Raw genomic sequence first — 25573 nt, 5'->3', positions numbered from 1 at the left:
CATCCGGGCGACCACCAAGACGACGGTGACGGGCGTGGAGATGTTCCGCAAGCTGCTCGACCAGGGGCAGGCGGGCGACAACGTCGGCGTGCTGCTGCGCGGCACGAAGCGCGAGGACGTGGAGCGCGGCCAGGTCGTGTGCAAGCCGGGTTCGGTGAAGCCGCACTCGAAGTTCAAGGCCGAGGCGTACATCCTGACCAAGGAGGAGGGCGGCCGCCACACGCCGTTCTTCACCAACTACCGGCCGCAATTCTACTTCCGGACCACGGACGTGACCGGGATCTGCACGCTGCCGGAGGGCACCGAGATGGTGATGCCGGGCGACAACGTGACCATGGACGTGGCGCTGATCGTGCCGGTGGCCATGGAGGAGAAGCTGCGCTTCGCCATCCGCGAGGGCGGCCGCACCGTCGGCGCCGGCGTCGTCGCCGCCATCAACGACTGAGCTCGAGCAAGCATCCTTAGCAGGGCGCGGCGGGGTGAAGGCCTCGCGTACCCCGCCGTCCCTCTCAAGGTTCCAGGATCATGAACGGTCAGAACATCCGCATTCGCCTCAAGGCGTTCGATCACCGCATCCTCGATGCGTCGACCAAGGAGATCGTCTCCACGGCCAAGCGTACGGGCGCGACCATCCGCGGCCCGATCCCGCTCCCGACGCACATCGCCAAGTTCACCGTGAACCGCTCGCCCCACATCGACAAAAAGTCGCGCGAGCAGTTCGAGATGCGCACGCACAAGCGGGTGCTCGATATCGTCGATCCGACGCCTCAGACCGTGGACGCGCTGATGAAGCTCGACCTCGCCGCTGGCGTGGACGTGGAGATCAAGCTCTGAGTCCGCTGAGGACTTAGAGCTTACCGTTTCATCGCGCGAGGGAGAGAACCTATGCGCTCAGGCGTCATCGCACAGAAGGTCGGCATGACCCGCGTCTTCACGGACGCGGGGGAGCATGTCCCCGTCACCGTGCTCAAGATCGATCAGTGCCAGGTGGTTGCCCACCGCACCGTCGAGAAGAACGGCTACGTCGCGCTGCAGGTCGGCGTCGGCAAGGCCAAGGTCAAGAACGTCTCGGCCGCCGAGCGGGGTCGCTTCGCGGTCGCCAAGGTCGAGCCGAAGAAGAAGCTCGCCGAGTTCCGCGTGTCCGAGGACGCGCTGATCCCGGTCGGCGCCGAGATCACCGCGGACCACTTCATCCCCGGCCAGTTCGTGGATGTCACCGGCACCACGACCGGTAAGGGCTTCGCCGGCGGTATCAAGCGCTGGAACTTCGGCGGCCTGCGCGCCACCCACGGCGTGTCGATCTCGCACCGCTCGATCGGTTCGACCGGCGGCCGCCAGGACCCGGGCAAGACCTTCAAGAACAAGAAGATGCCGGGTCACCTCGGCGTCGAGCGGGTCACCACCCAGAACCTGCGCGTCGTGCGCACCGATCCCGAGCGCGGCCTGATCCTGGTCGAGGGCGCGGTCCCGGGCGTCGCCGGCGGCTGGATCCAGATCCGCGACGCGGTGAAGCGCAAGCTCCCCGCCGACGTTCCGCTGCCGGGCAAGTTCCGCGAGAACGGCGCCTCCGCCCCGGCGACCGAGGCCCCTGCGGCTGAGGAGACCGCGTGATGAAGCTCGATATCAAAACCCTCGACGGTGCCGGCGCCGGCTCGGTCGAGCTGAACGAAGAGATCTTCGGCCTGGAGCCGCGCGCCGACCTGCTGCAGCGCATGGTCCGCTGGCAGCTCGCCAAGCGGCGCGCCGGTACCCACGCCGTGCAGAACCGCTCGGACGTGAACCGGACCCGCAAGAAGCTCTACAAGCAGAAGGGCACCGGTAACGCCCGCCACGGCGCGGCCTCGGCGCCGCAGTTCCGCGGCGGCGGGCGCGCCTTCGGCCCCGTGCCGCGCGACCACAGCCACGACCTGCCCAAGAAGGTCCGCGCGCTGGCCCTGCGCCACGCCCTGTCGGCCAAGGCCAAGGCCTCGACCCTGATCGTCGTCGATGACATCAAGATCGAGGATCACAAGACCAAGGGTCTCATCGAGCGCTTCGGCAAGATGGGCCTCTCGAACGCGCTGATCATCGGCGGTGCCGAGGTCGACGTGAATTTCGGCCGGGCCGCCCGCGCCATCCCGCAGATCGACGTGCTGCCCGTGCAGGGCATCAACGTCTACGACATCCTGCGCCGCGACACGCTCGTCCTGACGAAGGCTGCCGTCGACGCGCTGGAGGAGCGATTCAAATGAGTGCCGATCCGCGCCACTACGACATCGTCGTCTCCCCGGTCATCACCGAGAAGGCGACCAACCTGACCGAGCAGAACAAGGTCGTCTTCCGCGTCGCCCCCAAGGCGACGAAGCCTCAGATCAAGGAGGCCGTCGAGAAGCTGTTCGACGTGAAGGTCACGGCCGTGAACACCCTTGTCACCAAGGGTAAGAAGAAGATTTTCCGCGGTCTCCGCGGACAGCGCTCCGACGTGAAGAAGGCGATCGTGACCCTGGCCGAGGGCCACTCGATCGACGTCACGACCGGGCTCTGAGGACGGGATTTAGGGATCCAAGCCGATGGCCTTGAAGACATTCAAACCGGTCACGCCGAGCCTGCGCCAGCTCGTGCTCGTCGACCGCCGTGAGCTCTACAAGGGCAAGCCGGTGAAGGCGCTGACGGAGGGCAAGTCGTCCTCCGGCGGCCGCAACAATCTCGGCCGCATCACCGTCCGCTTCCGCGGCGGCGGCCACAAGCGCGTGCTGCGCAACGTCGACTTCAAGCGTCGCGAGCAGCTCGGCGTCGCCGCCACGGTGGAGCGGATCGAGTACGATCCGAATCGCACGGCGTTCATCGCGCTGATCAACTTCCCCGACGGGAAGCAGAGCTACATCCTGGCCCCGCAGCGCCTGCAGCCGGGCGACAAGGTGGTGGCCGGCGAGAGCGTCGACATCAAGCCTGGCAACGCCGCTCCGGTCGGCTCGATGCCGGTGGGCACGATCGTCCACAATGTCGAGCTGAAGATCGGCAAGGGCGGCGCGATCGCCCGCTCGGCCGGCAACTACGCGCAGATCGTCGGCCGCGACCAGGGCTACGTGACGCTCCGCCTGAACTCGGGCGAGCAGCGCCTGGTCCACGGCCAGTGCTTCGCCAGCGTCGGCGCGGTCTCGAACCCGGACCACATGAACATTTCGCTCGGCAAGGCCGGGCGCAACCGTTGGCTCGGCAAGCGCCCGCACAACCGCGGTGTGGCGATGAACCCGGTCGACCATCCGCACGGCGGCGGCGAGGGTCGCACCTCGGGCGGCCGCAACCCGGTCACGCCCTGGGGCGTGCCCACCAAGGGGAAGAAGACCCGGTCCAACAAGCGGACCGACGTGTTCATCCTGTCCAGCCGCCACAACCGCAAGAAGTAATCGCTATGGCACGCTCTCTCTGGAAGGGGCCGTTCGTCGACGGCTACCTCTTCAAGAAGGCCGAGGCGGCGCGGGGCTCCTCGCGCTCCGAGGTCATCAAGATCTGGAGCCGCCGCTCCACGATCCTCCCGCAGTTCGTCGGGCTCACCTTCGGTGTGCACAACGGGCAGAAGCACATCCCGGTCTACGTCACCGAGGAGATGGTCGGGCACAAGTTCGGCGAGTTCTCGCCGACCCGCACCTTCCCGGGCCACGCGGCCGACAAGAAGGCGAAGAGGCGCTGAGATGGGCAAGCAAGCCACCCCCCGCGCGCTCCCCGAGAACGAGGCGAAGGCCGTCGCGCGCATGCTGCGCGTCAGCCCGCAGAAGCTCAACCTCGTGGCGCAGATGATCCGCGGCAAGAAGGTCGACACGGCGCTCGCCGAGTTGCAGTTCTCGCGCAAGCGGATCTCGACCGAGGTCAAGAAGTGCCTCGAGAGCGCCATCGCCAACGCCGAGAACAACCACGACCTGGACGTCGACGACCTCGTCGTGTCCCAGGCCTTCGTGGGCAAGGCGCTGGTTCTCAAGCGTTTCCACGCCCGCGCCCGCGGCCGCGGCGCGCGCATCCTGAAGCCCTTCTCGAACCTCACCATCGTGGTTCGCGAAGTCCGCCAAGCCGAAGCGGCTTGAGGAGGATCTGATGGGTCAGAAAGTCAACCCGATCGGTCTCCGGCTCGGCATCAACCGGACCTGGGATTCCCGCTGGTTCGCCAACAAGGGCGACTACGCGAAGCTCATGCACGAGGACGTCGCGATCCGCGCCGCCCTCATGAAGCAGCTCAAGCAGGCGGCGGTCTCCAAGATCGTCATCGAGCGCCCGCACCGGAAGTGCCGGGTCACCATTCACTCGGGTCGTCCGGGCGTGGTGATCGGCAAGAAGGGCGCGGACATCGAGAAGCTGCGCAAGCTCGTCGGCACGATGACGAAGGCCGACGTGACCATCAACATCGTCGAGGTGCGCAAGCCCGAGATCGACGCCACCCTGGTGGCCGACTCGATCGCCCAGCAGCTCGAGCGCCGCGTCGCCTTCCGGCGCGCCATGAAGCGGGCCGTGCAGTCGGCCATGCGTCTGGGCGCCGAGGGCATCCGGATCAACTGCTCGGGCCGTCTCGGCGGCGCCGAGATCGCCCGCCAGGAATGGTACCGCGAGGGCCGCGTCCCGCTGCACACGCTGCGCGCCGACGTCGACTACGGCACCGCCACGGCGTTCACGACCTACGGGACCTGCGGCATCAAGGTGTGGGTGTTCAAGGGCGAGATCCTCGAGCACGACCCGATGGCCCAGGACAAGAAGGCCCAGGAAGAGGGCGGCCGCTCTGGCGGACGCCGTGAGCGCGATGGCGAGGGCGGCCGCGAGCGCGGACGCCGCGAGCGCGAGCACGCGTAAGGTAGGAAGCCATGCTGCAACCGAAAAAGACCCGCTTCCGCAAGCAGTTCAAGGGCCGCATCCACGGTGCGGCCAAGGGCGGCTTCGAGCTGAACTTCGGCCAGTTCGGCCTGAAGGCGGTGGAGCCCGAGCGCGTCACCGCCCGCCAGATCGAGGCGGCCCGCCGCGCGATCACCCGCGAGATGAAGCGCCAGGGCCGCGTCTGGATCCGGGTGTTCCCGGACGTCCCGGTGTCGTCGAAGCCGACCGAGGTCCGCATGGGCTCCGGTAAGGGCGCCCCGGATTACTGGGCGGCCCGGGTCCATCCCGGCCGGATCATGTTCGAGGTCGACGGCGTTGCCGAGAACATCGCCAAGGAGGCGCTCCGCCTCGGCGCCGCGAAGCTCCCGATCCGCACGCGGGTCGTCCAGCGCATCGCCGACTGAACGGAGGATATCGTGAAGTCGACCCAGAGACTGTCTGATCTGAAGGCGCTGTCGCCGGATCAGCTGAATGACGAGCTGATCAACCTCAAGAAGGAGCAGTTCAACCTGCGCTTCCAGGGGGCCACCGGCCAGCTCGAGAACGTCGCCCGCGTCCGCGAGGTCCGTCGCGACATCGCCCGTGTCCGGACTCTGCAGCGTTCCAAGACGCTGCAGCAGGCCAAGGGCTGAGGCGGGTTTTAGGAGACAACCATGCCGAAGCGCATCCTGCAGGGCACCGTCGTCAGCGACAAGGGTGAGAAGACCATCGTGGTGAAGGTGGAGCGCCGCTTCACGCACCCGGTGATGAAGAAGACCGTGCGGCGGTCGAAGAACTACCACGCGCACGACGAGGGCAACGTCGCCAAGGTCGGGCAGACGGTGTTCATCGAGGAGTGCCGTCCGTTCTCCAAGACCAAGACCTGGAAGCTGGTCGAGGGCGAGGCCGTCCAGGCCGAGGCCGGCGAGGCCGCCTGATCCTGGGGTCCCGGCGGCTGCGGTCTCCGCGTCCGCCAGATTCCCGCCCGCGGCGTCGCGGGATGGTGCCTCCTCTGGGGTGACCATCCCGGGGATGCCCGACGACCGGTACGACGAACGCCCGGACGCAATTCGACTCGCGAGAGCCGGATTCGTGCCGGGCGTCGTCGTTTTCGGCCGCATGTCTGGCGGTTGGGTCCCGGTCGCCGGCGGGCCGAGCCCGCTGCGGGACCGCGGGAGGCGTCGCCATTGCGGCTGGCGGTCGTCCCGTCCGGCGCGTTGTGTCGGCGTTCGTACGGGTCCTCGCGGGCGATTACCGGATTGGATTGCTGTCGCGGGGCATCCGGGGCTTGAGCCGGGATTTCGTGACTTGCGTCCAGCAAAACGGCGTTCCGGCCTTGCTGGCTGAGAACAAAACGGGTACATGAAGGCGGTGGCGACGCGCGTTGTGAACTGCGTCCAACCCCTTCATAAGGAGCCCGCCAGATGGCCCAGCCCGCATTGAAAGTGGTCGACATGCCCCCGGTGGACAAGGACAAGTCCAAGGCCATTGACGCTGCCCTGGCTCAGATCGAGCGCGCCTTCGGCAAGGGCTCGATCATGCGGCTCGGCAAGAACGACAAGGTCCAGGAGGTCGAGACCGTCTCGACCGGCTCGCTGGGCCTCGACATCGCGCTCGGCGTCGGCGGCCTGCCGCGCGGCCGGGTGATCGAGATCTACGGTCCCGAATCGTCCGGCAAGACGACGCTGGCGCTCCACACGATCGCGGAGGCCCAGAAGAAGGGCGGCGTCTGCGCCTTCGTGGACGCCGAGCACGCCCTCGACCCGGTCTACGCCCGCAAGCTCGGCGTGAACCTCGACGACCTGCTGATCTCCCAGCCCGACACGGGCGAGCAGGCGCTCGAGATCACCGACACGCTCGTGCGCTCCGGCGCCATCGACGTGCTGGTGGTCGATTCGGTGGCCGCGCTGACCCCGCGGGCCGAGATCGAGGGCGAGATGGGCGAGAGCCAGCCCGGCCTCCAGGCCCGCCTGATGAGCCAGGCCCTGCGCAAGCTGACCGGCTCGATCTCGCGCTCGAACTGCATGGTCATCTTCATCAACCAGATCCGGATGAAGATCGGCGTCATGTACGGCAGCCCCGAGACGACCACGGGCGGCAACGCCCTCAAGTTCTACGCCTCGGTGCGCCTCGACATCCGCCGCATCTCGACGCTCAAGGACCGCGATGAGGCGATCGGCAACCAGGTCCGCGTCAAGGTGGTGAAGAACAAGGTCGCCCCGCCCTTCAAGCAGGTCGAGTTCGACATCATGTTCGGCGAGGGCGTGTCGAAGGTCGGCGAGCTGATCGACCTCGGCGTGAAGGCCGGGATCGTCGAGAAGTCGGGCGCCTGGTTCTCGTACAACAGCCAGCGCCTCGGCCAGGGCCGCGAGAACTCGAAGGGCTTCCTGCGCGACAATCCGAAGATCGCGGCCGAGATCGAGGGCTCGATCCGGCAGAATTCCGGTCTGGTCGCCGAGAAGATCTTGGAGAACGCCGCCCCGACGGCGGACGATCTCGACGAGGGCGAGGCGTAGGTCGCGCCGCCGCGGGCCGGCGACGGCGCGCGGCGGACCTTGCGACGTTCGAAGATGCGCGGCCCCGGAGTCTCTCCGGGGCCGCTCTTCGTTGAGCGACGGTGACCGGACGCGACGGGCCGGTCAGTCCGCCATCGTCTTCTTCACGGTCTCGACGAGCTGCTTCAGGCTGAAGGGCTTGGGCAGGAAGTTGAAGGTCTCACCCTCGGGCAGGTTCTTGCGGAACGCGTCCTCGGCGTAGCCGGACACGAAGATCACCTTCAGGTCGGGCTGATGCTTGCGCACCTCCCGCAGGAGCGTCGGGCCGTCCATCTCGGGCATGACCACGTCGGAGACGACGAGATCGATGGTCTGCGCGCCCTCGCGGACGATCGCCAGGGCCTCGAGGCCCGAGGCCGCCTCCAGCACCGTGTAGCCGCGGGCCGAGAGCGCCCGGCTGTTGACCGCCCGCACCGGGTCCTCGTCCTCGACGAGCAGGATGGTCCCCTGCCCCGTATGATCGGCGGCGGGCTTGCGCGGCGCCGGCTTGTCGACCTTGGCGGGCGGCGTCTCCCCCTTCGGCACAGCAGCGTCGCCGCCCGCGGCCGGCGCGGTGACCGGCTTGGCGTCCGACCCGGAATCGGGATGGGCGGTGGTGGAAGCCGGCGCGAGCGGCTCCGCGCGCGGCAGTGCCGGCTCGGCCGCCGCGACCGGCACCTCCTCGGGCTCCGCCACGGGCACGTGACGCGGCAGGTAGATGCGGAAGGCCGTGCCCTCCCCGACCTTCGACTGCACGTCGATGGTGCCGCCGGACTGCTTGACAATGCCGAACACCGTCGAGAGCCCGAGGCCGGTGCCCTTGCCGATCTCCTTGGTGGTGAAGAACGGCTCGAAGATCTTCTCCATCAGCTCGGGCGGGATGCCCTGGCCGGTATCGCGCACCTCGATCAGCACGTGGTCGCCCGCCGGCGCCCCACCGCGCCCCTCCGCCCCGGCGGCCGCCCCCGGATCGGAGACGTTCTCGGTGCGGATCATCAGCTTGCCGCCCTCCGGCATGGCGTCGCGGGCGTTGACCGCCAGATTGACGATCACCTGTTCGAACTGGTTGACGTCGGCCTTCACGGGCCAGACCTCGCGGCCGTGCTTCAGCTCCAGCGCGACGCGCTCGCCGAGCAGCCGCTTGAGGAGGAGGGTCAGCTCGGAGAGCGCCTCCCCGACATTCATCACCTCCGGGCGCAGCGTCTGCCGGCGGGAGAACGCCAGGAGCTGGCGGACGAGGCCCGCCGCCCGGTTGGCGTTCTGCTTGATCTGCATGATGTCCTGGAAGGCCGGGTCGGTCGGCCGGTGGCTCGCGAGCAGCAGGTCCGAGTAGCCGATGATCGCCTGCAGGACGTTGTTGAAGTCGTGCGCGATGCCGCCGGCGAGCTGGCCGACCGCGTTCATCTTCTGGGCCTGGGCGACCTGCTGCTCCAGCTGGCGCTGCGCCGTCGTGTCGAGGGCGTAGAGGATCACCCGCTCGGCCTCGTCGGTCTGCTGGCCGGCATCGCCGCCGTCGGCCGGGCTGAGCCAGACCCGGGCCGAGCGGCCGCCGGGCCCGTTGAGCTGGACCTCGATCGGCTCCGGGTCGGTCCGCCCGCTCGCGGCGCGGGCGAGCCCGGCCTCCAGGGCGGTCCGGTCGGCCACCGAGTCGGCGACGTTGGGCTCGACCCGCGGCACGCCCTCCCCGTCCGGGGCGCCGTCGTCGGCCTGCCGCGGGACCGTGCCGAACAGGCGCGTGAACGAGGCGTTGGCGCGGGCGATCCGGCCGCCGCTGTCGAGGGTCGCGATGGCGATCGGCGAGTTGTTGAGGAAGCGGGCCAGCCGGACCTCGGCGGCGCGCTGCGGCTCGTCGGTCTCGGCCCCGGCGGAGCGGTTGATCACGAAGGTCCGCGACGAGCCGGGCTTGCCGTCCTTGCCGAAGGCGACCCGGTGGTAGAGCCGGACCGGCAGGGTGTGACCGTTGCGGCGGCGCAGGTCGAGGTCGAAGCGGTCGGTGCGGACCTCGCCCGGCAGGCCGGCCGTGCGCACCAGCACGTCCGCCTCCGGGGCGATCTCGGTGAGGTGCGGGCCGCCGGGGCCGACGCTGGCGAGGTCGTAGCCGAGCCAGGCCGCCAGGGTCGCGTTCATGTAGACGATGGCGCCCGCCGGATCGATCGACAGGAAGCCCGCCGGGGCGTGGTCGAGGTAGTCGATGGCGTGCTGGAGTTCCTGGAAGACGTTCTCCTGCCGCTCCCGCTCGGCGGTGATGTCGGCCACCGTCCAGAGGGAGGCCGCCCGGCGCGGGCGCGCGAGGGGCCGCACCGAGACCCGGTACCAGCCGAAGCCGCGCTCGCCGGCCGTTGGGCCGAGGGGCGGCGACATCCGCACCTCCTCGGTGTGGGCCCGGGCGTCGCGCGAGGCCTGCGACAGGCGGTAGACCGCCTCGGAGACCTCCGGCGAGCCGACGAGGATGCGCTCCACCGGCACGAGGTTGGAGAAGGTGTCGCCGCTGGCGATCCGCAGATAGGCCTCGTTGGCGTAGATCAGCCGGCCGCCGTCCTCGACGACCAGCTGGCCGTCCGGCGAGGCGTCGACGATGCCCTTGGTGATGTCGTCCCGGGCGGCGCTGCCGCTGAGCTGGAGCGCCCCGATGGCGAGGGCGAACAGGAAGAACACGCCCGCCATGGCCAGCAGGGCAAGCAGCCAGACGATCAGCGACTGGGCCTGCTCGTTGGCCACGAAGGACAGGCCGATGGCCGCGCCGACCAGCAGGCCGGCGAGCACGAGGAGCAGGCCGACCCGGCCCGGCTGTTCCGAGCGGTCGATCGAGCCCGTTCCCAGCAGGGACGAGGCCTGCGCGACCGGGGGACCCGAATTCTGCGGGCCCGCGGCGGGCGCCGGAGGTCCAGTGACGTCGGCCATCGGCTTCATTCCAGAACAGTCACCCGGTTAGTCCGCCGGCCATATCAGGACATGCGGGGCGCGGCATCAGTCTCGTCGCGCCAAGCCTTGACACAGCCTCGCGAAAAAAGGTGGAGGAAGCGTGGCTTTCGCCCCACCGGGCGTTCGGCGAGACGGCGCCGCGCGCGGATCGCGCGGGGCTACGCCGCCCGTCTCCGCAGGCGCAGCACGAACCCGATGACCTCCGCCACCGCGCGGTAGTGCTCGGCCGGGATCTCCCGGTCGATCTCCACGGTGGCGTGGAGCGCCCGGGCGAGCGGCGGGTTCTCGATCACCGCGACGCCGTGCTCGGCCGCCACCGCGCGGATGCGCAGGGCGAGCGCGTCGACGCCCTTGGCGACGCAGACCGGCGCGGCCATGCCGGTCTCGTAGCGCAGCGCCACCGCGTAGTGGGTGGGGTTCGTCACCACGACGGTGGCGGTGGGGACCGCGGCCATCATGCGCTTCTTCACCCGGGCCATCCGGAGCTGCTTCAGGCGCCCCTTCACCTCGGGATTGCCCTCCGACTCCTTCATCTCCTGCTTGAGCTCCTCCTTCGACATCCGGTGGCGCTTGCGCCAGCGGAACCGCGCGTAGAGCGCGTCGCCGAGGGTGATCGCGAGGTGCATGCACAGCATGCCGGCGAGCAGCTTCAGGCTGAGGGACAGGATCGCCGGCATGGAGGCGGCCGGGTCCAGCTGGGCGAACACTTCCAGCCGGTCGCGGTCGTTCCACAGCATCACCGCGCCGACCACGCCCACGGCGGCGATCTTCGCGAGCCCCTTGCCGAACTGGAACAGGGCCTCGACGCCGAGGAGCCGCTTCACGCCCGCCATCGGCGAGAGGCGCGAGAATTTCGGCATCAGCGTCTCGGCGGAGAAGACCAGCGGGTGCTGCAGGAGCCCCGCGGCCAGCCCGGCCACGACCGCCAGCCCGACCGGCACCGCCACCGCCTGGAGCCACAGCCACAGGCCGCGCGTCATGGCCGCCTTCATGGCCGTGGCGTCGTCCGGGAGGGTATGGGCGTTGGCGAGGTAGGCCTTGAGCCCGTGCAGCAGGTTCGTGGCGATGGTCGGGGCCGCGACCAGCAGCGCCAGGGTGAACGCGGCCAGTATCGCGAAGGTGTTGATCTCGGTGCTGGTCGCGACGTCGCCGCGCTCGATCGCCTGATCGAGCCGTCGTTGGGACGGCTCCTCGGTCTTGTCCTCGTCGTCGGTATCGTCGGCCATCGCGCGTCGGGCTCAGAGCGTGGGCATCGTCGGGGTATGGGCGATCCGGCCGCTCAGCGGCCGACGTAATCCCCGAGATACCGGCCCAGGTCGTCCAGGAAGACGCCCATCATGACGCCGAGGCAGCCCATCAGCAGCAGCATGCCGATCAGCACCGAGGCCGGGACCGCCAGGAAGAACACCTGCATCTGGGGCATCAGCCGCGACAGCACGCCGAGACCCAGGTTGAACAGGATCCCGAAGGCGATGAACGGGCCGGCGATCTGCACCGCCAGGGTGAAGCCCCGGGCCAGCGCCTTCGTGGCCAGCATCAGCGCGTCCGAGAAGGACGGCACGCCGTCGGGGGGCAGCACCACGTAGCTGCGGGCCACGCCCTCGATGGCGAGATGGTGCAGGTCCGCGGCGAAGATCAGCGTGATCCCGAGCAACGACAGGAAGTTGCCGATCGCCACCTGCTGGCCGCCCTGGCTCGGATCCACCGTCATCGCGTAGGACAGCCCGACCTGCGCCGAGATGATCACCCCGGCGGTCTGAAGGGCGGCGAGGATCATCCGCACCGTGAGGCCGAGCACCAGCCCGATGATCGTCTCGCCGAACAGGAGCCCGATCAGCCGCGGGCCGGCCACGCCCTCCGTGCCGCCGAGAAGCGGGCGCACGGTCGGGAACAGCACCAGGGACGTGAGCAGCGCGAAGGCGAGGCGCAGGCGCGGCGACACCGTCTGCTCGCCGATCCCCGGCATCAGCATGATCAGCGTGCCGATGCGCGCGAAGGTGATCAGGTAGGCCGAGGCGATGCCGGGCAGGAGCAGGTTCATCGCGGCCCCTATGGCACGCGGGGGCCGCGCCTGTCCCGGCCGGCGGGCGCATCAGCCGCCGGCCGCGATGCGGGCGGCGATGCGGGTCATGTAGCCGGCCATGGCGTCGCCCATGAAGGGCAGCATCAGCAGGAGCGCGGCGAACACCGCCACGACCTTGGGCACGTAGATCAGCGTCTGTTCCTGGATCTGCGTCAGGGCCTGGACCAGGGAGACGGCGAGGCCGACCGCGAGCGCGACCAGCATCAGGGGCCCGGCCACCTTGAGGAACACGAAGATGCCGTCGCGGGCGATGTCGAGGATGGCGAGGCCGGTCATGGGGATGCGCTCAGTGCGGGGGGAGCGGGCGGGGAAACGGTCGGCCGGTCAGATCTGCATCCGCATGATCTCCTCGTAGGCGGAGATCATGCGGTCGCGCACCGCCACCATGGTCTGAAGGGCCGTCTCGCTCTCGGCGACCGCGGTGACCACGTCCACGACGTTGGCCTTGCCGGCGGCCGCGGAGACGGCCTGGGAATCGGCCCGACGGCCGGCATCGCCGACGCTGTCCAGGGTCTGCCCGAGCATCTGCATGAAATCGGTGCCGGTGCCGGTCGTCGGCTGCACCCGGGGGGCGGGCCGGCCGCCGGCGAGGCCCTGGACGGCCGCGTAGGCACCCGCCGCGAAGTTGCTCGAAGCCATCGCCATGCGTCCTTGCTAAGCGGTCCTGCCGCGGGCTTCGGGGGTCACTTCAGGATGCCGAGGGTCTGCGCCAGCATCTTGCGGGTGGCACTGATCATGTTGAGGTTCGCCTCGTAGGAGCGCTGGGCCTCCCGCAGGTCCATGTTCTCGATCAGCGCGTTGACGTTGGGCATCTGCACCACGCCCTGGGCGTCGGCCGCGGGGTTGCCGGGCTCGTACTTGGTCCGGAAGGCCGACGGGTCGCGCCTGACGCGCCCCGCCTCGACGAGCTTGGCACCGGTCTCGTCGTCGAGGTGGCTGGTGAAGGTCGGGATCTTGCGGCGGTAGGGCTGCGCCCCGGCGGAGGCCGGCGCGGAATCGGCGTTGGCGATGTTCTCGGCGATGATGCGCATCCGGCCCGACTGGGCCTTGAGGCCCGCGGCCGCCACCGCCAGCGACTTCGTGAATTCCATGGCTCAGGACCCTCCCGCTGCCGCGACCCCGCGGCCGTCGGCGCTCCACATTCGGCCGTCGCGCGTCAGCTCTTGCCGATCGCGATCTTCAGGGTGGTCAGGCTGTGCTGGTACAGCGAGGCGGCGAGCTGGTAGTCCGCCTGGTTCTCGCCGGCCTTCATCATCTCGTCCTCGAGGTTGACGCCGTTGCCGCTGGGCCGGACCTCGAAGCCCTTGGCGCGCTTGGAATCGGCGCCGACCGTCAGACCGGGCGGCGCCATGTGGCCCGCGCTCGTGAGCGTCAGGCCGGAGCCGCTGGTGGCGAGGGCGCCGGTCGCCCGATCGAAGCGCGGCTCCACGAGGTCGCGGGGCTTGAACCCCGGCATGTCGGCGTTGGCGACGTTCTCGGCGATCACGCCCTGGCGCGCCTGCGCCCATTGCATCCGCGTGCGCAGCATGCTCAGCACGGGCAGATCGGTGAGGGCCATGGTCGCCTCCGGGATGGCGTGGCCGCGCCGGGACGAGCGGGCTCGGCAAAATCTGCCGCCTGCATGGTTAACGGCGCGTTAAGCCCGATCTCCGGGTCGGCCGGTGCCCGCGTCAGCTCGCGCCGCGGGGGAGTGAACCCCCGGTTCGGCCGGGCCGGCGGCGCAGTCCCGACCTATTGTCTTGCGCGCGCTCAATTAAAAGGTCTGTTAACGAACTCTTAACGTCGTTTGCCTTGCCGCCCCTCCGGCGTGGTATGGATCAAGTCCGTGCCGGCGCGCACCCGCGGCGGTCGGAACGTGCGAGTGCGTAATCTTGCGATGGCTGCAATCCGTGTTCGGCTCTGACGGCTCCCCCATCGTCCAGTATATCGTGATCTTCGCCGTCATCTTCACGGCGCTCGCGGCGATCGTGTTCACGGTGCGCCGGCTCACCGGCCGGAGCCTCGCCCTGCCGGGGCGGTCCGGGAGCCGCGGGCGCCAGCCGCGGCTCGGGATCGTCGACGTGTACGAGCTCGACCGGGCCCGGCAGCTCATCCTGCTGCGCCGGGACAATGTCGAGCACCTGCTGCTCGTGGGCGGCCCCAACGACGTTGTGGTCGAGCGCAATATCCAGCGCGGCCAGCGGCCCCTGCCGGAGGCGGCGATCCGGCCGGAGCTGGCGTCGGAGCCGCTGGACGAGCCGCTCCCGGACCCCCTCGTCCAGGGCGGCCGCCTGCCCGAGCCGCCCCGCGGTCTGCCGGAATCCGGCGGCCGGCGTGCGGAACCGCTGTTCGATCCGGGCTTCGCGATGCCGGTGGTGGTGCCGTCGCCGGTGCCGCGCTCGGCCTCCGCTCCGCCCGTGACGCTGCCCCTCGATCCCGGGCTGTTCGGCGGCGACGAGCCCGGCCAGGACGTCACCGCACCTCTGAGTGCCGCGCCGCCCGCGCCTCAACCCCCGGCGCCGCCCGCGCCCGAGCCGGTGGTGCCGCCGCCGATGGTGTCGCCGCCGATCGCGCCGCCGGCGGTGGAGCCGCCCGCGCCCCCGCCGCGCGAGCCGGTCGCGCCGCGGCGGATCCTGAGCCGGACCGCGCCGCCGCTGATCGAGCCGCGGCCCAACCCGGCCTCCGAGCGCAAGCCCGAGCCGGCACCGGCGGAGCCGGAGCCCGCCCGTCTGGCCCCGAGCCTCGCGGTGCCCTCCGAGCGCAAGTCGGTCGATCCGGTGGTCCTGTCCGACATGGCCCGGCAGCTCCAGGCCGCCCTGTCGCGCTCGTCCTCGGCCGTGACGCCGCCGCCGCAGCCCGCGCCCGCCCCGCCGGCGCCCGAGGGCGTCGATCCGCTGGCCGCCGCGATGGCGAGCGTCCCGGTCGAGCCGGTGCCCGCCCCCGCCCCGGTCGACGAGCCGGAGGCCCCGCCGCCCCCATCTCCGCCTCCGCCTCCGGCCAAACCCGTGCCGCCGCCGGCGATGCCCAAGGTCGAACCCCCTCCGCCCGTGCCGGCCCCGCCGCCGCCGTCCGCGCCCACGCCCGACGCGAAGGGATCCGGCAACCCGTTCTCGGTGGAGGAGATCGAGGCCGAGTTCGCCCGCCTCCTCGGTCGCCCGCTCGACAAGCGGAGCTGAGGAGCTCCGCCCCCGCCGAGCGGGCGCGTCGGGACCGCGTCCTCGATCGCGAGAACCGCGGTTTACCGACGGTTAACCATCTTCCGGGACGTTCCGGCCCGGAGGACGTCGCTATGCTCGCGCTGGATGCTGGAACGGCTCACCGGAGCCGCGCTTACAGGGCCTTCCGGCTCGACCGGGCGGGCCGCGTCCGCGCGGCCGAGATCCTGTCGGCCGAGGACGACACGCAGGCGCGCCGCCGCGCCCGGGCGATGGTCGGGCGCGACGCGATCGAGCTGTGGGAGCGGACGCGCTTCCTCGGGCGCTTCGAGCCCACCGTGGCGGCGGCTCAGGATCGCGCCGGCCGCTGAGGCCGGCGGCGCCCGCCCGTCCCGTCAGCGGCCGGCAGTCTCCGGCATGGCCAGCACGGCGAGGAAGCTGAGGATCGCGGCCCCCGCTAGGTAGAACCCGACGAAGCCGATGCCGCCGTAGGCCGCGAGCTGCTGCGCGATGTAGGGCGCCCCCGAGGCCCCCAGGATCCCCGCGAGGTTGTAGGTCACCGAGGCGCCCGTGTAGCGCACCCGCGTCGGGAACAGCTCGGGCAGGACGGCGCCCATCGGTCCGAACACCCACCCCATTGTCAGGAGGCTGAGGCACAGGAAGCCGAGAACCGGCGGCCAGGTGCCGGTGCCGGCGGCGTGGCCCAGCATCGGCCCCATGAGGAAGCCCAGCAGGAACGTCACAGCCATGCCGGAGAGCAGCACAGGCCGGCGGCCGAAGCGGTCGGCTGCGGCCCCCGACACGACGGTGCCGAGCGCCATGAAGCAGACCGCGATGCACTCGAACAGCAGGAAGGTCGGCCGGCTGTAGCCGAGGGTGCCGGTGCCGTAGCCCAGGGCGAAGACGGTGGAGAGATAGAAGACCGCGTAGACCGCCACCATCGCGAAGGTGCCGACCAGGACGGCGTGTCCGTGCTGGGTCAGCATGGTGGCGAAGGGCACGCGCTCCGGCCGCGCCTGGCTGAGCGCCGCCTTGAAGGCCGGCGTCTCGGTGAGTTTCAGGCGCACGTAGAGCCCGACGCCGACGAGCGCCGCTGAGGCCAGGAACGGCAGGCGCCAGCCCCAGGCCTGGAAGCTCTCGGGCGTCAGGCCGAAGCTGAGGGCGAGGAAGCCGAGATTGGCCAGGACGAAGCCGACCGGCGCCCCGAGTTGCGGGAAGATGCCGTACCACGCGCGCCGGCCCGGCGGCGCGTTCTCGACCGCCAGCAGCGCCGCGCCGCCCCACTCGCCGCCGAACCCGATCCCCTGCCCGCAGCGCAGGATGCACAGCGCCGCTGGCGCCCACCAGCCGACCGACGCGTAGGTCGGCAGGCAGCCGATCAGCACCGTGGAGATGCCCATGATCAGCAGCGACGCCACCAGCGTCGCCTTGCGGCCGACCCGGTCGCCGAAATGCCCGAACAGGGCCGCGCCGACGGGCCGCGCGATGAACGCGATGGCGAAGGTCGCGAAGGCGCTGAGCTGCTGCACGCCGGGCGCGCCGGCGGGGAAGAAGACCGGGCCGATCACCAGGGCGGTGGCGGTGGCGTAGATGTAGAAGTCGAAGAACTCGATCGCCGTCCCGACGAAGCTCGCGGCGAGGATCCGCCGAGCACTCGGGGGGGCGCTCGGGGTGGCCTGCGAGGGGTCTGCGGTGTTGCCCGCGGGGTCGATGGTCTGCAGCATGATCGGGATGGGGGGTCCGGGTCGGTCGCGGCGCTTTCGCACGGGCCGCCGGGGGCCGATACCCCGCTCCGGACATGGGCATCCGCCCTGGACGCGGAGGTCGCTGTGCGGTGCACCGACGGCGGCCTTGCGTTCCCCTGTCCCCTTCGCCAAGCTGAACGGCCATATTCCGCGACGGTCGCCGGCCGCGGCGCCGTCCCTATCACTTGAGTATTGCGATGAGAGTCACTGTCGAGCGCGCGGCCCTGCTCAGGTCGCTCGGCCACGTGCACCGGGTCGTCGAGCGCCGCAACACGATCCCGATCCTGTCGAACGTGCTCCTGCGCGCGGAAGGGTCGGGTCTCCAGCTCCGGGCGACGGATCTCGACATCGAGGTGACCGAGAGCGTGCCGGCGGACGTGGCGGATGCGGGCGCCACGACCGTGCCGGCGCACGTGATCTACGACATCGTGCGCAAGCTCCCCGACGGCGCGCAGGTTTCCCTGGAGACCGGCGGCGAGTCCGGCCAGATGACGATCCGGTCCGGACGCTCGCGCTTCGCCCTGGGCGCCCTGCCGGAGGGCGACTTCCCGGACCTCGCCGCCGGCGAGATGCCGCACGGCTTCGAGATCGCCGCCGCCGACCTGAAGCGGCTGATCGAGAAGACCCAGTTCGCGATCTCCACCGAGGAGACCCGCTACTACCTGAACGGCATCTACCTGCACACGCTGGAGACCGAGAACGGCCCGGCGATGCGGGCGGTGGCAACGGACGGCCACCGGCTCGCCCGCGTCGAGATCCCGGCCCCGCAGGGCAGCGTCGGCATGCCGGGCGTGATCGTGCCGCGCAAGGCGGTCGCCGAGATTCAGAAGCTCCTCGACGATGGCGGCGAGACCGTCGCGGTCGACCTGTCGCCCGCGAAGATCCGCCTGCGCTTCGCCGGCGGCCTGACGCTGATCTCCAAGCTGATCGACGGCACCTTCCCGGATTACCAGCGGGTGATCCCGGCCAACAACGACAAGCGGCTGACCGTCGAGCGCGACGCCTTCGCGAAGGCCGTGGACCGGGTCTCGACGATCTCGTCGGAGCGCGGGCGCGCGGTGAAGCTCGGGCTCGCCGAAGGGCGCCTCGCGCTCTCGGTGAACAACCCGGATTCCGGTAGTGCCACCGAGGAACTCGACGTCGACTACGAGGCGGCCGGCCTCGATATCGGCTTCAACGCCCGCTACCTCCTCGACATCACCGCGCAGCTCGAGGGCGACACCGCCCTGTTCAAGCTCGCGGATCCCGGCTCGCCGACCCTGATCCAGGACCGCGAGGGCGCGCCGGCGCTGTACGTGCTGATGCCGATGCGGGTGTGAGGCGGCCGCGCGGATCCCGGTCCCGCCCTCGTCCCGAGGTGCCGGAGCGCAGCGGGGGCCGCGCGGGAGGTCCCCGGACGGCGATGTGGTTTCTGGAGCCCGCCCGCGCGGCCCGCTGACGCGGGCGCCACGGGGCGAGGTGGTTGGATGGGATGTCAGACAGCAAGGGACGGTTGAGCGCGGCGCGTCTCGGCCCCTCGGTTCACCCCTCGGTTCACCGATGAGCGACATCCGCGATCCGCGGGACGAGCTCGACGGGTCGAGCCTGCGCGTCACCCGCCTGATCGCCCGCGATTTCCGCAACCACGCGGACCTCGAACTGACGCCCGAGGCCCGCTTCGTCGCGCTGGTCGGGGAGAACGGCGCGGGCAAGACCAACCTGCTCGAGGCGCTCTCGCTGTTCGTACCGGGCCGGGGCCTGCGCCGGGCGGAGTTCGCCGCCATGGCGCGCAGCGGCGGCCCGGGCGGATTCGCGGTCTCGCTCACCCTCGACCGCGACGGCGCCGAGCACCGGCTCGGCACCGGGCTCGAGCCGCCGGGTCCCGACGGGCGCGCGAGCCGGCTGTGCCGGATCGACGGCGCCACCGCGGCCTCGCCGGTGGCGTTCAGCGAGTTCCTGCGGGTCGTCTGGCTGACCCCCGACCTCGACGGCCTGTTCCGCGGGGCGGCCGGAGACCGGCGACGGTTCCTCGACCGTCTCGTGCTGGCGGTCGACGCCGCCCACGGCGCCCGGGTCTCCGCGCTGGAGCGGGCCCTGCGCTCGCGCAACCGCCTGCTGGAGGAGCGGCCCGACGACGACCGCTGGCTCGACGCGGTGGAGCGGGAGGTCGCGGAGCTCGGCGTCGCCGTGGCGCTCGCCCGGCGCGAGACCGCCGAGCGCCTCGACCGGCTGATCGCCGAGACCCGGGACGACGCGCAGCCCTTCCCCTGGGCGGCCATCCGCCTCGAGGGCGACCTCGACGATCTGGTCGCGGTCTGGCCGGCCCTCGAGGCCGAGGACCGCTACCGCATGGCGCTCCGCAACGGCCGCAACCGGGACCGGGCCGCCGGCCGCACGCTGATCGGGCCGCAGAGCAGCGACCTCGTGGTCCGCCACGGCCCGAAGGACGTGCCGGCCGGGACGGCGTCCACGGGCGAGCAGAAGGCGCTGCTCATCGGCCTCGTCCTCGCCCACGCGCGGCTGGTGCGGGCCATGAGCGGCATCGCCCCGCTGATCCTCCTGGACGAGGTGGCGGCCCACCTGGATCCCCGCCGCCGGGCCGGCCTGTTCGAGGCCCTCGAGGCCCTGCCGGGGCAGGTCTGGATGACCGGCGCCGACCCGGACGCCTTCGCGCAGGCCGGCACCCGCACGCAGGTCCTGCGGGTCGGCGGCTGATCGGCCTCAGGCCGCCCGGACCGACCCGAGGAAGCGGGAGACCTCGACGCCCAGATGCTCGGACTGGCGCGACAGCTCGCCGGCTGCCCCCAGAACCTGGGCTGCCGCGGCGCCGGTCTCTTCCGAGGCCCGCGCCACGCCGGCGATGTTGCTCGTCACCTCGTCGGTGCCGGCCGCCGCCTGCGAGACGTTGCGGACGATCTCCTGCGTGGCCGCGCCCTGCTCCTCGACCGCCGCCGCGATGGTGGCGGCGACCGCGTCGATCTCGCGGATACGGGCGGCGATCGTGTCGATGGCCGAGACCGCCTGGCCGGTTACACCCTGGATCTGGCCGATCTGCTGGCTGATCTCCTCGGTGGCCCGGGCGGTCTGGCCGGCGAGCTCCTTGACCTCGGCGGCGACGACCGCGAATCCGCGGCCGGCCTCGCCGGCCCGGGCCGCCTCGATCGTGGCGTTCAGCGCCAGCAGGTTGGTCTGCCCGGCGATGTTCGCGATGAGCCCGACCATGTCGCCGATGCGCGTCGCCGCCTGGCTGAGCGCCTGAACGAGGTGCTGGGTCTCGTCCGCCTCGCCGACCGCCGCCTGCGCGAGGTTGGCCGAGCCGAGGACCTGCCGGCCGATCTCCTGCACGGAGGTGCCCAGCTCCTCGGCGGCGGCCGCCACGGTCTGGACGTTGGCGGAGGCCTGCTCGGCGGCGGCCGCCACCGTGGTGGACTGGCTGGCCGTCTCGGTCGCGCTCGACGTCATGGTCTGGGCCGTGGCCTGCAACTCGGTGGCCGAGGACGAGACCATCCCGACGATGCTCCCCACGGCCCGCTCGAACCCGTCCGCGAGTTCCACCATGGTCCGCCTGCGCGCGGCCGCTGCCGCCTCGTCGGCGCGGCGCTTCATCTCGGCTTCCTCGGCGGCGTTGCGGGCGACCATGACCTTGATGCCCTCGACGGCCTTGCCGACGGCGCCCACCTCGTCCCTTCGGGCGGCCTCGGTGATCTCGGCCTCGACCTCGCCCTGCGCCATCCGCTGCAGGACCTTGACCAGCCGGTCGAGCGGCCGCGTGATCCCGACCGTGGCGATGAACACCGCCGCCAGCAGCCCCGCCAGCATGCCGAGACCGCTGACGATCATCAGCGTCCGGCGGGTCTCGTTGGTCTGATCGGTCAGGTCGCCCGAGCCCTTCTGCATGTACGTATCGATGTCCTCGGCCATCCGGTTGCCGTCGGTCAGCAAGCCGGAGAACGTCGGGTCGATCGCCGTGTGGATCAGCGCGATGGCTTGCTCGTTCTGATTGGCGGTGCCCAGCCGGCGGACCTCGCTCACGTCCCTGAGATAGCGCTCGATCCGCGCGGCCTGCTCATCGATGCGCGCGGCGAAGGTCGGCGCGTGCGATCGGAGGCTCGGAAGGAGCGCCCTCACCGCGGGCAGCGCGGCCTCGAAGCCCCCGTTGGCGGCCTGCATCTGGCCCTGATCGGTCTCCGCGATGATCCGGTAGACCCAGTAGTTCAACTCGATCACCAGGCGGTTCAGCCTGCGTGCCTCCGCCACCGCCGTCGCCTCGCGGGCGAGGAACTCGCTGTAGCGGTCGTCGATGACCGTCATCCGCGCCTGAGCGTACCAGATACATCCGCCGACAATCACGCTTATCAGCGCGATAACGGCAGCAATTTTTGGAAGTATATTGATATTGGATAAGCGCATCACTGTCTTGAAATCCCTTCACTCGATCGATGATCGGCCTCATGATCTCATGGGATTCACTTTGGTCGTCGAGGTCGATAAAGCGTTGGAAGTGCGATTGTGTCAATGAGAAATATCATTTTGCGGTTTGATTTTGTGTCTCCGAACCTTTTGCGATATCTTATATCAGCATGGCTCATCATATATTGACTCCAATACACTCCTTAGAACGATTTAAAGAACAGATATTGATCTAGGATATGCAATATGGGATCGGTCTATACGGGCCGGGTTCTTCGACAGCTCGTGGCCGACGTCCCGGGGCGCGACCCCGGCGCCGCGCCACCGGCCTTTTCGCGGCTGCGGATCGCGCCACATAGGGGGCGCTGCACGCCGCCGGCGTGCCCACGGAACTCCGCGCGCATGTCCAAGCCCGTCCACGCCATGATCCGCGTCCTCGAGGAAGAGCGCGCGCGCGACTACTATGCCCGTGCCTTCGGTCTCGCGGTGTCCGGCCGGTTCGACTTCCCGGACTTCACCCTCGTCTACATGCGGGATCCGGACTCGCCGTTCGAGCTGGAGCTCACGGTGAACAAGGGCCGCGACAAGCCCTACGATCTCGGCGACGGCTACGGGCACATCGCCTTCGTGGTCGACGACGTGGAGGCCGAGCACGCCCGGCACCGGCGCGAGGGCTTCACGGCCACCGACGTCAAGACCCTCAAGCACGGGGACGACGTGCTCGCGCGGTTCTTCTTCGCCACCGACCCGGACGGCTACAAGATCGAGGTCATCCAGCGCGGCGGCCGCTTCGCGTGACCGGTCCGGTCCGCCATTCCCTCTCCGGAACGTCTTCGAGATCCATGCAGGACAAGACCCGCATCGTCTGCATCCGCCACGGGCAGTCGACCTTCAACGCCGCCCACCGGCACGGGGGCGGCGATCCCGGCCTGCCCGACGCCCGCCTGACCGAGCTGGGCCAAGCCCAGGCCCGGGCGGCGCGGGAGCGGCTCCGGCCGATCCCCTTCGATCTCGTGGTGGTCTCGCCCCTGACCCGCGCCATCGAGACCGCGGCGATCCTGTTCGGCGAGCATCCGAGCCGGCCGCGGGTGCTGGTCGAGGTGCTGCACCGCGAGTGCCAGGAGAGCAGCTGCGATGTCGGCCGGGCCGCCTCGGAGATCGCCGCGGACTTCCCCCACCTCGATGTCGGGCACCTGCCCGAGGTCTGGTGGCACGCGGAGCCGGGCTGCGAGGTCGGCGGCTACCCGGTGGAGCCCCGCCCCCTGTTCGACGCCCGGGTCGCGGCGTTCCGCGACTGGCTGCGGGCCCGGCCTGAGACCACCATAGCGGTGGTCGGCCACGGGACGTTCTTCTACCACCTCACCGGCACGTTCCTGGAGAATTGCGGCACCATCGATTTCGATCTCGACGCCGCGCCCGCGGCGGCCTGATCAGGCCGGCACCCGGGCGCGCGCCGCGTCCATGCGCTGTCGGGCGCCGGCGACGGCGATCTCCGGCGCCTGCCGGCCGATGGCGAGGGTCTCCGCGAGGATCGTGCAGGCCTCGGCCCAGGTTCCGGTCAGGAACGGCGCCGCCCCCTCGGCCACCTCGGCGGCGCAGCGCGCGTCCTCGCCGGCGCGTTCCGCCGCCGTCGCGGTGCGGGACACCGCCGCGGTCAGCGCGCCTTCCCGCCAGCGCCGCGCCTGGGCCGCCGCCTGCGCGCGCGCCCCGCCCCGCCACGCGGCCGCGCGGGCCGCCGCCAGGGCCGCGGGCCAGTCCGGCGCGCCGGAGCAGGCTTCCGCGTCCTCGACCATCCCGGCGACCGCGCAGAGCGGCGCCAGAATGCGGCGGACGCTCTCCAGCGCCAGCTGCCGGGTGCGGGCGGCCTCGATCTCCGCCGTGTCGGCGCTGCCCGACAGGCGCAGGACGAAGGCCATCAGCTGCGGCCGCACCTCGTCCGGCATGGCGTCGTTGAGCCCGAGGGCGTAGGCGGCGGCCGGCCGCGAGAAGCAGGGTGGGCAGTCCGCGCTGGAGCGGATCGCCCGGTAGGGCAGGCCCGCGGCCACCATCGCGGCCTCGTTGATGCAGGTCCCGCCGTCTGGCCCGGGGAAGGGATGCGATCCGGCGAGCAGACGCCAGTTCAGGATCGTCGCGAAGTCGGGATGCATCGGCGCGCGCTCCGTCTCGGTCGCGCAGCGTGGCACGCCGCGCCCCGGAAGGCGAGGCCCTTCAGCCGCCGAGGCTCGGGGCGAGGCCCGAGAGCATCGCGGCGCCCAGGACCAGCACGAAGGCGGCGGCGACGAGTTCGAGGCCACCGAGCGCCAGGAGGCCGGCCTGTCCCCGTCCGCCCGCGAGGCGCAGCGCCATCCGCTTGGCGAAGACCGCGAGGCAGGCCAGGGCCGTCGTGGTCAGCGCGGTGCCGAGCGCCATCGCCAGGACCGCCAGCACGCCCGCGCCGGGCACGCCCTGCGACACCGCGAAGACGAGGACCAGCACGGCGCCGGCGCAGGGGCGTGTCCCGGCCGCCAGCACCACCCCGGCCCGCTCGCGCCACGTGTCGAGGGTGTCGAGGGCCCGCGGTTCCGGCAGGTGGCTGCAGCCCGGGCCGCAACCCGCGCCGAGATTGGCGAGGCGACCGGCTTTGCGCCACGTCAGGACCAGCCCGATCAGGGCGACGAGGGCGAAGCTCACGGTCTCGATCAGGGTGCCGGCCCGGGTGATGCCCGCCGCCGTGGCGTTGAGGACCAGCGTGCCGAGGCCGACGATCGCCCCGGCCACGCAGGCCTGGAGCAGCGCGGCGCACACGCTCAGCGCGGCGCCGCGCCGGAGCGCCCGCTCCCCCGCCAGGATGTAGCCGGCGATCACCGCCTTGCCGTGGCCCGGGCCGGCGGCGTGGAACACGCCGTACGCGAAGGCGAGGCCGATCAGAGGGGTCCAGCTGCCGCCGCCCCGCAGCGCGCTCACCGCGGCGTTGAGGCTGCGGGAGAAGCTCGCCTGCAGCGCCAGGATGACGCCGCCGAGACCCGTGGCGGCCGGCGCGGCCTCGCGGAAGCCGATCCCGAAGGGCGAGCGCGGCGGCGGCGCGGCGAGGCCGGGCGCGACCAGCCACGCGATCGCGGCCGCGAGAAGCGCGGCCAGCGCGATGGCCGCGGCCATGAGGCCGAGCCTCAGCCCCAGCCGTCCCGCCCCGGCGGGGGCGACGATCCCGATGCCTACGGACATGCCACGAGAACCCGGCTGGCGAACTGCACCCCGTAGGTCGAGGCGGCGGTGAGCGCCTCGAAGAAGGCCTCGGTCATGCCCGGCGACCCGGCATCGGCCGTCTTCGGCTGCTCGGTCTTCGGCCGGGTGACCGTGGCGGCGCAGCCCTGGGGCGCACCCGCGAGGGTGGCGGCGTCCGCGCCCTCGGCGAACGAGAAGGCGACGAAGTAGGTCGGGTCGTAGACCTCCAGCGCGGCGACCCCCCGCCCCTGCTGGACCGGGGTCTTCAGGGGCAGCAGGAAGGTCATGACCAGCGCCCGGTCGTCCATGTGCGCCGCCGGCTCCTTCGGATCGCCGAAGGCCTGCTCCTTGCCGCCGACCTTCAGCTTCGTGAAGTAGCCGAACTCGGCGAGGTTGGCGGTGTTCTCGGCGGCGAGCCCGGCGAGTTCCTCCGGGCTGAGCTTGCCGTCCTTGTTGGTGTCGAGGCCCTGCGTGACGAAGGCCGTGTACTCGGGATCGAAGCTCCACGTGTCGCGGACGCCGACGAGCTTGCCGTCCGCGTAGACGAGCTGCGCCTTGGCGGTCACCCAGACGTGCGGGTGGGCGGTGGCCGCCGAGGCGGCGCAGCCGAGGGCGGCGGCCAGCGCCAGGGCGAGCGGTTTCGGACAGGGCGCGGCGATCAGCATGGACGGTGGCACGCTCGCGGCGGGAGGGAAGCGATCAGGTCGCGTCTTCCTCGCGTGCCGGTTGGGCGAAAGCGAGGCGCCGTCC

The 25573-nt window shown here is 71.1% G+C and carries 31 protein-coding genes; 19 read left to right on the top strand and 12 right to left on the bottom strand.

Annotated features, from left to right (window positions below; all coding sequences use genetic code 11):
- The 13 genes from BLW78_RS18235 to recA form a co-directional block, all read left to right on the top strand.
- Positions 1–445 (top strand): EF-Tu C-terminal domain-related protein (locus BLW78_RS18235; protein WP_244526977.1); only part of this gene is annotated, 445 nt, incomplete at its 5' end.
- Positions 446–525: 80 nt separating this feature from the next.
- Entirely contained in the window at positions 526–834 is a 309-nt protein-coding gene (rpsJ, locus tag BLW78_RS18230) for a 30S ribosomal protein S10 (RefSeq protein WP_007569268.1), read from the top strand.
- 51 nt (positions 835–885) lie between these two features.
- Positions 886–1611 carry a 50S ribosomal protein L3 gene (gene rplC / locus BLW78_RS18225; RefSeq protein ID WP_020094259.1) on the top strand — a complete coding sequence of 242 codons (726 nt, stop codon included), beginning with the start codon at positions 886–888 and terminating at the stop codon, positions 1609–1611.
- On the top strand, positions 1611–2231 hold the full coding sequence (gene rplD / locus BLW78_RS18220; protein ID WP_020094258.1) for a 50S ribosomal protein L4: 621 nt from the start codon (positions 1611–1613) through the stop codon (positions 2229–2231). The genes rplC and rplD overlap by 1 nt, the downstream gene beginning before the upstream one ends.
- A complete protein-coding gene (locus BLW78_RS18215) occupies positions 2228–2524 on the top strand; it encodes a 50S ribosomal protein L23 (RefSeq protein WP_020094257.1) in 297 nt (98 codons plus the stop codon). The genes rplD and BLW78_RS18215 overlap by 4 nt, the downstream gene beginning before the upstream one ends.
- A gap of 25 nt (positions 2525–2549) precedes the next feature.
- Complete coding sequence (gene rplB, locus BLW78_RS18210; protein ID WP_020094256.1) at positions 2550–3386, top strand: 50S ribosomal protein L2; 837 nt, start codon at positions 2550–2552, stop codon at positions 3384–3386.
- A 5-nt stretch (positions 3387–3391) separates the two neighbouring features.
- Complete coding sequence (gene rpsS, locus BLW78_RS18205) at positions 3392–3670, top strand: 30S ribosomal protein S19 (RefSeq protein WP_012319190.1); 279 nt, start codon at positions 3392–3394, stop codon at positions 3668–3670.
- A gap of 1 nt (position 3671) precedes the next feature.
- Positions 3672–4058, top strand: a complete 387-nt coding sequence (gene rplV, locus BLW78_RS18200) for a 50S ribosomal protein L22 (protein ID WP_012319191.1) — start codon at positions 3672–3674, stop codon at positions 4056–4058.
- A 10-nt stretch (positions 4059–4068) separates the two neighbouring features.
- On the top strand, positions 4069–4815 hold the full coding sequence (gene rpsC, locus BLW78_RS18195; protein ID WP_012319192.1) for a 30S ribosomal protein S3: 747 nt from the start codon (positions 4069–4071) through the stop codon (positions 4813–4815).
- 11 nt (positions 4816–4826) lie between these two features.
- The gene (gene rplP / locus BLW78_RS18190; protein ID WP_012319193.1) at positions 4827–5240 is read left to right on the top strand and encodes a 50S ribosomal protein L16; all 414 of its coding nucleotides are present in this window, start codon (positions 4827–4829) and stop codon (positions 5238–5240) included.
- A 12-nt stretch (positions 5241–5252) separates the two neighbouring features.
- The gene (rpmC, locus tag BLW78_RS18185; protein ID WP_020094255.1) at positions 5253–5468 is read left to right on the top strand and encodes a 50S ribosomal protein L29; all 216 of its coding nucleotides are present in this window, start codon (positions 5253–5255) and stop codon (positions 5466–5468) included.
- A gap of 21 nt (positions 5469–5489) precedes the next feature.
- Positions 5490–5753 carry a 30S ribosomal protein S17 gene (rpsQ, locus tag BLW78_RS18180; protein WP_091681206.1) on the top strand — a complete coding sequence of 88 codons (264 nt, stop codon included), beginning with the start codon at positions 5490–5492 and terminating at the stop codon, positions 5751–5753.
- A 486-nt stretch (positions 5754–6239) separates the two neighbouring features.
- Entirely contained in the window at positions 6240–7331 is a 1092-nt protein-coding gene (gene recA / locus BLW78_RS18175) for a recombinase RecA (RefSeq protein WP_026605101.1), read from the top strand.
- A 123-nt stretch (positions 7332–7454) separates the two neighbouring features.
- Here recA and BLW78_RS18170 read toward each other — a convergent pair whose 3' ends face one another.
- The 7 genes from BLW78_RS18170 to flgB all read right to left on the bottom strand — a co-directional run bounded on the left by BLW78_RS18170 (position 7455) and on the right by flgB (position 13912).
- Entirely contained in the window at positions 7455–10250 is a 2796-nt protein-coding gene (locus tag BLW78_RS18170; RefSeq protein WP_082558137.1) for a hybrid sensor histidine kinase/response regulator, read from the bottom strand.
- Positions 10251–10429: 179 nt separating this feature from the next.
- Complete coding sequence (flhB, locus tag BLW78_RS18165; protein ID WP_020094251.1) at positions 10430–11497, bottom strand: flagellar biosynthesis protein FlhB; 1068 nt, start codon at positions 11495–11497, stop codon at positions 10430–10432.
- A gap of 53 nt (positions 11498–11550) precedes the next feature.
- Positions 11551–12312 carry a flagellar biosynthetic protein FliR gene (gene fliR, locus BLW78_RS18160; RefSeq protein ID WP_042675345.1) on the bottom strand — a complete coding sequence of 254 codons (762 nt, stop codon included), beginning with the start codon at positions 12310–12312 and terminating at the stop codon, positions 11551–11553.
- A gap of 51 nt (positions 12313–12363) precedes the next feature.
- Entirely contained in the window at positions 12364–12630 is a 267-nt protein-coding gene (gene fliQ, locus BLW78_RS18155) for a flagellar biosynthesis protein FliQ (protein ID WP_012319200.1), read from the bottom strand.
- Positions 12631–12678: 48 nt separating this feature from the next.
- Positions 12679–12993, bottom strand: a complete 315-nt coding sequence (fliE, locus tag BLW78_RS18150) for a flagellar hook-basal body complex protein FliE (RefSeq protein WP_012319201.1) — start codon at positions 12991–12993, stop codon at positions 12679–12681.
- A gap of 44 nt (positions 12994–13037) precedes the next feature.
- A complete protein-coding gene (gene flgC, locus BLW78_RS18145; RefSeq protein WP_020094248.1) occupies positions 13038–13445 on the bottom strand; it encodes a flagellar basal body rod protein FlgC in 408 nt (135 codons plus the stop codon).
- Between the two features lie 65 nt (positions 13446–13510).
- Positions 13511–13912: a flagellar basal body rod protein FlgB gene (gene flgB, locus BLW78_RS18140; RefSeq protein ID WP_091681204.1), complete on the bottom strand. Its 402-nt coding sequence runs from the start codon at positions 13910–13912 to the stop codon at positions 13511–13513.
- A gap of 331 nt (positions 13913–14243) precedes the next feature.
- Between flgB and BLW78_RS18135 the strand changes: the two genes are divergently transcribed.
- Together BLW78_RS18135 and BLW78_RS18130 are read left to right on the top strand one after the other, a co-directional pair.
- Complete coding sequence (locus BLW78_RS18135; RefSeq protein WP_244526976.1) at positions 14244–15509, top strand: hypothetical protein; 1266 nt, start codon at positions 14244–14246, stop codon at positions 15507–15509.
- Between the two features lie 113 nt (positions 15510–15622).
- The gene (locus BLW78_RS18130; protein WP_020094245.1) at positions 15623–15859 is read left to right on the top strand and encodes a hypothetical protein; all 237 of its coding nucleotides are present in this window, start codon (positions 15623–15625) and stop codon (positions 15857–15859) included.
- A gap of 24 nt (positions 15860–15883) precedes the next feature.
- On the opposite strand, the gene BLW78_RS18125 is transcribed toward BLW78_RS18130, so the two are convergent.
- Positions 15884–17212, bottom strand: coding sequence for an MFS transporter (locus BLW78_RS18125; RefSeq protein WP_020094244.1), 1329 nt, complete (start codon positions 17210–17212; stop codon positions 15884–15886).
- Positions 17213–17430: 218 nt separating this feature from the next.
- Between BLW78_RS18125 and dnaN the strand changes: the two genes are divergently transcribed.
- On the top strand, positions 17431–18552 hold the full coding sequence (gene dnaN, locus BLW78_RS18120) for a DNA polymerase III subunit beta (protein ID WP_012319207.1): 1122 nt from the start codon (positions 17431–17433) through the stop codon (positions 18550–18552).
- A 220-nt stretch (positions 18553–18772) separates the two neighbouring features.
- Positions 18773–19927, top strand: a complete 1155-nt coding sequence (gene recF, locus BLW78_RS18115) for a DNA replication/repair protein RecF (RefSeq protein WP_091681201.1) — start codon at positions 18773–18775, stop codon at positions 19925–19927.
- A 6-nt stretch (positions 19928–19933) separates the two neighbouring features.
- Here the strand turns inward: recF and BLW78_RS18110 are convergent, their stop codons facing one another.
- Positions 19934–21625, bottom strand: coding sequence for a methyl-accepting chemotaxis protein (locus BLW78_RS18110; RefSeq protein WP_091681199.1), 1692 nt, complete (start codon positions 21623–21625; stop codon positions 19934–19936).
- Between the two features lie 399 nt (positions 21626–22024).
- Between BLW78_RS18110 and BLW78_RS18105 the strand changes: the two genes are divergently transcribed.
- A complete protein-coding gene (locus tag BLW78_RS18105; protein ID WP_020094241.1) occupies positions 22025–22420 on the top strand; it encodes a VOC family protein in 396 nt (131 codons plus the stop codon).
- A gap of 44 nt (positions 22421–22464) precedes the next feature.
- Entirely contained in the window at positions 22465–23052 is a 588-nt protein-coding gene (locus BLW78_RS18100) for a histidine phosphatase family protein (RefSeq protein ID WP_020094240.1), read from the top strand.
- Here the strand turns inward: BLW78_RS18100 and BLW78_RS18095 are convergent, their stop codons facing one another.
- The 3 genes from BLW78_RS18095 to BLW78_RS18085 all read right to left on the bottom strand — a co-directional run bounded on the left by BLW78_RS18095 (position 23053) and on the right by BLW78_RS18085 (position 25488).
- Positions 23053–23769 (bottom strand): hypothetical protein, encoded by a 717-nt coding sequence (locus BLW78_RS18095; protein ID WP_091681197.1) that lies wholly within the window; start codon positions 23767–23769, stop codon positions 23053–23055. It lies immediately after the preceding gene.
- 61 nt (positions 23770–23830) lie between these two features.
- Positions 23831–24823, bottom strand: a complete 993-nt coding sequence (locus BLW78_RS18090) for a nickel/cobalt transporter (protein ID WP_091681195.1) — start codon at positions 24821–24823, stop codon at positions 23831–23833.
- Positions 24814–25488, bottom strand: coding sequence for a DUF1007 family protein (locus tag BLW78_RS18085; protein ID WP_020094237.1), 675 nt, complete (start codon positions 25486–25488; stop codon positions 24814–24816). The genes BLW78_RS18090 and BLW78_RS18085 overlap by 10 nt, the downstream gene beginning before the upstream one ends.
- Positions 25489–25573 lie beyond the last annotated feature (85 nt).

The organism is Methylobacterium sp. 275MFSha3.1, assembly GCF_900108435.1.
GTDB lineage: Bacteria > Pseudomonadota > Alphaproteobacteria > Rhizobiales > Beijerinckiaceae > Methylobacterium.
Note: the sequence above shows the minus strand (reverse complement) of the source record. Positions and strands in the feature narration are given on the sequence as shown.

Excerpts from the sequence above, each read along its gene's own strand:
- rpsJ (WP_007569268.1), top strand. The coding sequence starts at position 526 with ATGAACGGTCAGAACATCCGCATTCGCCTCAAGGCGTTCGATCACCGC.
- rplC (WP_020094259.1), top strand. The coding sequence starts at position 886 with ATGCGCTCAGGCGTCATCGCACAGAAGGTCGGCATGACCCGCGTCTTC.
- rplD (WP_020094258.1), top strand. The coding sequence starts at position 1,611 with ATGAAGCTCGATATCAAAACCCTCGACGGTGCCGGCGCCGGCTCGGTC.
- BLW78_RS18215 (WP_020094257.1), top strand. The coding sequence starts at position 2,228 with ATGAGTGCCGATCCGCGCCACTACGACATCGTCGTCTCCCCGGTCATC.
- rplB (WP_020094256.1), top strand. The coding sequence starts at position 2,550 with ATGGCCTTGAAGACATTCAAACCGGTCACGCCGAGCCTGCGCCAGCTC.
- rpsS (WP_012319190.1), top strand. The coding sequence starts at position 3,392 with ATGGCACGCTCTCTCTGGAAGGGGCCGTTCGTCGACGGCTACCTCTTC.
- rplV (WP_012319191.1), top strand. The coding sequence starts at position 3,672 with ATGGGCAAGCAAGCCACCCCCCGCGCGCTCCCCGAGAACGAGGCGAAG.
- rpsC (WP_012319192.1), top strand. The coding sequence starts at position 4,069 with ATGGGTCAGAAAGTCAACCCGATCGGTCTCCGGCTCGGCATCAACCGG.
- rplP (WP_012319193.1), top strand. The coding sequence starts at position 4,827 with ATGCTGCAACCGAAAAAGACCCGCTTCCGCAAGCAGTTCAAGGGCCGC.
- rpsQ (WP_091681206.1), top strand. The coding sequence starts at position 5,490 with ATGCCGAAGCGCATCCTGCAGGGCACCGTCGTCAGCGACAAGGGTGAG.
- recA (WP_026605101.1), top strand. The coding sequence starts at position 6,240 with ATGGCCCAGCCCGCATTGAAAGTGGTCGACATGCCCCCGGTGGACAAG.
- BLW78_RS18170 (WP_082558137.1), bottom strand. The coding sequence starts at position 10,250 with ATGGCCGACGTCACTGGACCTCCGGCGCCCGCCGCGGGCCCGCAGAAT.
- flhB (WP_020094251.1), bottom strand. The coding sequence starts at position 11,497 with ATGGCCGACGATACCGACGACGAGGACAAGACCGAGGAGCCGTCCCAA.
- fliR (WP_042675345.1), bottom strand. The coding sequence starts at position 12,312 with ATGAACCTGCTCCTGCCCGGCATCGCCTCGGCCTACCTGATCACCTTC.
- fliQ (WP_012319200.1), bottom strand. The coding sequence starts at position 12,630 with ATGACCGGCCTCGCCATCCTCGACATCGCCCGCGACGGCATCTTCGTG.
- fliE (WP_012319201.1), bottom strand. The coding sequence starts at position 12,993 with ATGGCTTCGAGCAACTTCGCGGCGGGTGCCTACGCGGCCGTCCAGGGC.
- flgC (WP_020094248.1), bottom strand. The coding sequence starts at position 13,445 with ATGGAATTCACGAAGTCGCTGGCGGTGGCGGCCGCGGGCCTCAAGGCC.
- flgB (WP_091681204.1), bottom strand. The coding sequence starts at position 13,912 with ATGGCCCTCACCGATCTGCCCGTGCTGAGCATGCTGCGCACGCGGATG.
- BLW78_RS18130 (WP_020094245.1), top strand. The coding sequence starts at position 15,623 with ATGCTCGCGCTGGATGCTGGAACGGCTCACCGGAGCCGCGCTTACAGG.
- BLW78_RS18125 (WP_020094244.1), bottom strand. The coding sequence starts at position 17,212 with ATGCTGCAGACCATCGACCCCGCGGGCAACACCGCAGACCCCTCGCAG.
- dnaN (WP_012319207.1), top strand. The coding sequence starts at position 17,431 with ATGAGAGTCACTGTCGAGCGCGCGGCCCTGCTCAGGTCGCTCGGCCAC.
- recF (WP_091681201.1), top strand. The coding sequence starts at position 18,773 with ATGAGCGACATCCGCGATCCGCGGGACGAGCTCGACGGGTCGAGCCTG.
- BLW78_RS18105 (WP_020094241.1), top strand. The coding sequence starts at position 22,025 with ATGTCCAAGCCCGTCCACGCCATGATCCGCGTCCTCGAGGAAGAGCGC.
- BLW78_RS18100 (WP_020094240.1), top strand. The coding sequence starts at position 22,465 with ATGCAGGACAAGACCCGCATCGTCTGCATCCGCCACGGGCAGTCGACC.
- BLW78_RS18095 (WP_091681197.1), bottom strand. The coding sequence starts at position 23,769 with ATGCATCCCGACTTCGCGACGATCCTGAACTGGCGTCTGCTCGCCGGA.
- BLW78_RS18090 (WP_091681195.1), bottom strand. The coding sequence starts at position 24,823 with ATGTCCGTAGGCATCGGGATCGTCGCCCCCGCCGGGGCGGGACGGCTG.
- BLW78_RS18085 (WP_020094237.1), bottom strand. The coding sequence starts at position 25,488 with ATGCTGATCGCCGCGCCCTGTCCGAAACCGCTCGCCCTGGCGCTGGCC.